A 5,041-nucleotide genomic window follows, 5' to 3' on the forward strand; every position below is an offset into this window, starting at 1 on the left:
GATCAGTGGGTGGCGCTACCAAAATGAACACCGTATGACTGACCACGCCTTCAGCGCCACCGAGCGCGCCGCCGTCTACCGCGCCATGTTCGAGCGCCGCGATATGCGGCATTTCAGCGGCGGCACGGTCGCCCCGGAGCTGTTGCAGCGCCTGCTGCTGGCAGCGCACCATGGCCCCAGCGTGGGCTTCATGCAGCCCTGGCGCTTTATCCGCATCACCCAGACGGCGCTGCGCCAGCAACTGCACGACCTGGTAGAGGCCGAGCGCGTGCTGACCGCCCAGGCACTGGGCGAGCGCGCAGACGACTTCATGCGCCTCAAGGTGCAGGGGCTGCTGGACGCGGCCGAGGTGCTGGCCGTGGTGCTGCCCAATGGGCGCGAGCAGCATATTTTTGGCCGCCGCACTTTGCCGCAAATGGACCTGGCTTCCAGCGCCTGCGCCATCCAGAACCTGTGGCTGGCCGCGCGTGCCGAAGGGCTGGGCATGGGCTGGGTGTCGCTGTTCGACCCGCTGGCCTTGGCCGATACGTTGGGCCTGCCCGAAGGGGCCGAACCCATCGCCTTGCTGTGCCTGGGGCCGGTTGAAAAGTTCTACGACCAGCCCATGCTGCAGCAGGAAAACTGGGCCCGGCGCGAGGCCCTGGCCGGGCTGGTGTATGACGACACTTGGGGCCAGGCCTCTAACCTGTTTTCGGCCTGAAAATACCCCTACTATGCACATCCGCCCCTACCAAGAAACCGACGAAGCCGCCGTGGTCGCCCTGTGGCAGGCCTGCGGCCTGACCCGCCCGTGGAACGACCCGCACAAGGACATCGCCCGCAAACTGCAGGTGCAGCGTGCGCTGTTCCTGGTGGGCGAGGCCGACGGCCAGGTCATCGCCTCGGCCATGGCCGGGTACGACGGCCACCGCGGCTGGATCAACTACCTGGCGGTGGCACCCGAGCAGCGCGGCCAGGGCCTGGGTGCGGCCTTGGTGCGGCACGTCGAACAACAACTGCTGGCATTGGGTTGCCCCAAGCTCAATCTGCAGGTACGCACCAGCAACACCGCCGTGCTGGATTTCTACCGCCACCTGGGCTACGCGCAAGACGAGGTCGTGAGCCTGGGCAAGCGCTTGATCCCCGATGCGCCTTGAGCTGTATTCAAAATTTAGGAACCCCATGTCGCCCATCACTTCCCCCGCGCAGATCGCCGCATCGCTGACCGAACATTGGTCGCCCCGCGTGATCGCCGAGCTGGACGACTCCTACATCAAGGTCGCCAAGGTGCTGGGCTCCCTGGCCTGGCACAGCCATGCCGACGAGGACGAGCTGTTTATGGTGCTTAAAGGCCATTTGCGCATTGAGATGGAAACCGGCGTGGCCGAGCTGGCCGAGGGTGAAATGTTTGTGGTGCCCAAAGGCGTGCGCCACAACCCGGTGGCCGAGGAGGAATGCCACATCCTGCTGATCGAGCGCAAATCCACCCTGCACACCGGCGACGTGGCCACCGAAAAGACGCGTTCGCTGGCGGACCAGCTGCGGCCGGTGTAAGGGGCGGCTGTGCCTAAATCAGCGCTTTTTGGAGCCTCCCATTAACCTGGACTACGCTACCCTCGACGCCTTGCGTCGTCAGCACCCCGCCTGGCGCTTGCTGACCACGCCGCACGCGCCGCTGGTAGCCAGCTTTTTGCACCGCGCCTTCATCGTGCCGAACGTGCGGGTCATGTCCCAGTCCGACCTGGTGGAGTCGCTCAAAGACACGCTGTACGGCCTGCACGAGCGTTTGGGTGCGCAGGCCTTCCCCCAGTCAGCACAAGAGTATTTGAACGATTGGGCCGCCAACGACAAGGGCTGGCTGCGCAAGTTCTACCCTGTGGGCTCGGACGAGCCGCATTTTGACCTGACCCCCGCCACCGAGCGCGCGCTGGCTTGGCTGGGCAGCCTGACCGACCGCGCCTTTGTGGGCACCGAGTCGCGCCTGCTGACGCTGTTTGAGCTGCTCAAGCAGATGAGCCAAGGCAGCGATGCCAACCCCGCCACCCGGCTGGCAGATCTGCAGCAACGCCGCGACGCGATAGATGCCGAAATCGCCCGGGTGGTGCAGGGCGATATGGACCTGCTGGGCGACACGGCGGTGAAAGAGCGTTTTCAGCAGTTCACCAGCCTGGCGCGCGAGCTGCTGGCCGACTTTCGTGAGGTGGAGCACAACTTTCGCGGGCTGGACCGGCGCGTGCGTGAGCGCATCGCCCTGTGGGACGGGGCCAAAGGCGCGCTGCTGGAGCAAATCATGGGCGAGCGCGACGCCATTGCCGATTCGGACCAAGGCCAGAGCTTTCGTGCTTTTTGGGACTTTTTGATGTCCCAGTCGCGCCAAGACGAACTCACCCAGCTACTCGACCAAGTGTTGCAACTGCCCCCCGTGGCCGCGCTGGCCCCCGACCCGCGTTTGCGCCGCGTGCATTACGACTGGCTGGAGGCGGGCGAACAGGCCCAGGCCACCGTGGCTCTGCTGTCGCAGCAGCTGCGCCGTTTTCTGGACGACCAGGCTTGGCTGGAAAACCGCCGCATCATGGACATCTTGCGCGGCATCGAAGCCAAGGCCCTGGCCTTGCGCGCCGCCCCACCGCAGGGCGACTTTCATGGCGTGGACGAATTGGTTCCCCGCATCGATCTGCCGATGGAGCGCCCCTTGCACAGCCCGCCCACCAAGCCGGTGTTTGCCAATCAGGTGCTAGAAGACGGCGCGGTCGATGTGGACGCGGGCGCGCTGTTTTCGCAGGTGCGGGTGGACAAGGTGGCGCTGGCTGCGCACGTGCGCCAGTCGTTGCAAACCCGGGCCCAAATCAGCCTGGGTGAGCTGCTGCAGACCCGGCCTTTGCAGCAAGGCCTGGGCGAGTTGGTGGCCTATCTGCAACTGGCCAGTGAAGGCCCGCACGCGGTGGTGGACGAGGCCGAGGGCTATGCATTTTTGAAGTCGCGCCCGCAGGACGACGAGGATGCGCCCAAGCTGCCCCGGCTGGTGGCCCGCCGCCCCTTGTCATTCCATGTGAGTCTGCTGCTGGCGCTGCTGCGCAAAAAGCTGGCCGAGTTCGATGCCAGCGGTGGCGAGACGCGGTTGATCTTGTCGCGTGACCAAATGGTGGAGCTGGTGCGGGTGTTCTTGCCCGCAGGCAGCAACGAGTCTCGGCTGATCGACCAGGTGGACGCGCATCTGACCAAAATTGTAGATATGGGCTTTTTGCGCCGCCTGAAAAGCAGCGGCGTGGCCCAGCCCGCCATGTTTGAGGTGCGGCGCATTTTGAAAGCCTTTGTTGATGCCCAGTGGCTGGCCGACTTGGATGCGCGGCTGGCGGGCTACCAAGGCCAGTTGAGTTTGGCGGAGGCTACGGATGAATGAAGCGGCACTGTCCGGCTTTCGCCTGCAGCGGCTGGAGGTCTACAACTGGGGTACGTTCGACCAGCGCGTGTGGTCACTAGAATTAGGCGGGCGCAACGGCCTGCTGACCGGCGACATTGGCTCCGGCAAGTCCACGCTGGTCGATGCCGTGACTACCTTGCTGGTGCCCGCCCAGCGCATCGCCTACAACAAGGCCGCCGGGGCCGACGCGCGGGAACGTTCGCTGCGCTCCTATGTGCTGGGCCACTACAAGTCTGAGCGCAACGAGGCCAGCGGCAACGCCAAACCGGTGGCGCTGCGCGATGCCAATAGCTATTCGGTGATCTTGGGTGTGTTCCACAACGCGGGTTTTGACCAAACCGTGACCCTGGCCCAGGTGTTTTGGTTGAAAGACGCGCACGGCCAGCCCGAGCGCTTTTACGCCGTGGCGGAGAAACCGCTGACCCTGGCGGCCGACTTTGCCCACTTTGGCACCGACATGGCCCAGCTGCGCAAACGGCTGCGCAAAAGCGGGGTGGAGCTGTTTGACAGCTTTCCGCCCTACGGCGCGCACTTTCGGCGGCGCTTTGGTATCGAGGGCGAGCAGGCGCTGGAGCTGTTCCACCAAACCGTGTCCATGAAGTCGGTGGGCAACCTGACCGACTTTGTGCGCCAGCACATGCTCGAGCCGTTCGACGTGGCCCCGCGCATCAGCGCGCTGATCACCCACTTTGATGATCTGCACCGCGCCCACGAGGCGGTGCTGAAGGCCAAGCAGCAGGTCGCTCTGCTGACCCCGTTGGTGGGCGACTGCGATGCCCATGCCGCCCTGGGTGCCAGCACCGACAGCCTGCGCGCCTGCCGCGAAGCGCTCAAGCCCTGGTTTGCGGGCCACAAGCTGCGCCTGCTGGAGCTGCGGCTAGAGCAGTTAGCCGACACGTTGAACAGCGAAACCACCAAGGTGGAGCGACTCGCAGAGCAGCAAAAAATGCAGCTCGCGCAAGCGGGCGAACTGAGCCTGTCCATCGCCCACAACGGCGGCGACCGCATCGCCCAGCTGGATGCCGAAATTGCCCGCCAGCGCGCCGAGCTGGAGCGGCGTAAAAAGGCCGCCGACCGCTACGATGCGCTGCGCCGCCCCCTGGGCCTGCTGCAGGTCGCCAATGCCGAAGAGCTGTTGACCCAGCAACAAGGCTGTGCCCAGCGCGTGGCCGCCGACAGCCAGCGTGAAACTGAAGCACAAAACGAGATTACCGAGCGCAGCGTGGAACTGGCCCAAGGGCGGCAAGAGCACAAAGCCCTGAGCGCCGAAATTGCCAGCCTGCGTTCCCGCCGCAGCAATATCGATTCCACCCAAATCGCCATGCGCAGCGCGCTGTGCCAGGCACTGGCCCTGCCCGAAGACAGCATGCCTTTTGCGGGCGAACTGCTGCAGGTACGCGACGAGGAACGCGACTGGGAGGGCGCAGCCGAGCGCCTGCTGCACGGTTTTGGCCTCTCGCTGCTGGTGCCCGATGCGCATTACGCCAAAGTGGCTGAATGGGTGGATGCCACCCACCTGAAAGGCCGTTTGGTGTACTACCGCGTCGGCTCTATAGTGCGGTCCACCCGGCCCGCGCTGCACCCGCAGTCGCTGGTGCGCAAGCTGGCTGTCAAGCCGGATTCGGCCATGTACGACTGGCT

The 5,041-nt window shown here is 65.0% G+C and carries 5 protein-coding genes; all 5 read left to right on the top strand.

Going from position 1 to position 5,041, the window contains the following annotated elements; genetic code table 11:
* Positions 1-34 precede the first annotated feature (34 nt).
* Positions 35-700, top strand: a complete 666-nt coding sequence (gene bluB / locus ABI213_RS00540; protein ID WP_348025670.1) for a 5,6-dimethylbenzimidazole synthase — start codon at positions 35-37, stop codon at positions 698-700.
* 13 nt (positions 701-713) lie between these two features.
* Positions 714-1,136, top strand: a complete 423-nt coding sequence (locus tag ABI213_RS00545) for a GNAT family acetyltransferase (protein WP_348009022.1) — start codon at positions 714-716, stop codon at positions 1,134-1,136.
* Positions 1,137-1,161: 25 nt separating this feature from the next.
* Complete coding sequence (locus ABI213_RS00550) at positions 1,162-1,533, top strand: cupin domain-containing protein (protein WP_348005315.1); 372 nt, start codon at positions 1,162-1,164, stop codon at positions 1,531-1,533.
* A 70-nt stretch (positions 1,534-1,603) separates the two neighbouring features.
* A complete protein-coding gene (locus ABI213_RS00555; protein ID WP_348025672.1) occupies positions 1,604-3,379 on the top strand; it encodes a DUF3375 family protein in 1,776 nt (591 codons plus the stop codon).
* On the top strand, positions 3,372-5,041 hold a 1,670-nt coding region (locus tag ABI213_RS00560; protein WP_348025671.1), incomplete at its 3' end, for an ATP-binding protein. The genes ABI213_RS00555 and ABI213_RS00560, both read left to right, overlap by 8 nt.

It is taken from the genome of Rhodoferax sp. (genome assembly GCF_039922535.1).
Lineage (GTDB): Bacteria > Pseudomonadota > Gammaproteobacteria > Burkholderiales > Burkholderiaceae_C > Rhodoferax_B.